Source organism: Neisseria sp. HMSC075C10, from assembly GCF_001815615.1.
Lineage (GTDB): Bacteria > Pseudomonadota > Gammaproteobacteria > Burkholderiales > Neisseriaceae > Neisseria > Neisseria subflava_A.
Genome location: NZ_KV821270.1, coordinates 1 through 204, shown reverse-complemented (window position 1 = coordinate 204; position 204 = coordinate 1). Strand labels below are relative to the sequence as shown.

1 protein-coding gene is annotated in these 204 nt (G+C 59.3%); it reads right to left on the bottom strand.

The window, feature by feature from the left end:
- The coding region (locus tag HMPREF3047_RS10000) for a hypothetical protein (protein ID WP_141756573.1) at nucleotides 1–204 on the bottom strand (204 nt) is incomplete at both ends.

Here is a 204-nt window from a genome sequence, read left to right as displayed (position 1 = left end):
CTTTGGCACGGTTGCCACTATAGGTGGCAATGGCGCTGTGGATGACGGCAGTCGATTGGGCGACAGTTTGCTGTTTGTCGAGTAGGTTTTGCAGATCGGGTACGGCTTCGGCGCTGCGGTGGGCGTTTTGCAGATCGGTTTGGATGCCGAGTGCGCGGGCGCTGGTGGCTTGGTCGCCGATGGTGATGTTGCCTTCGCTGAGTA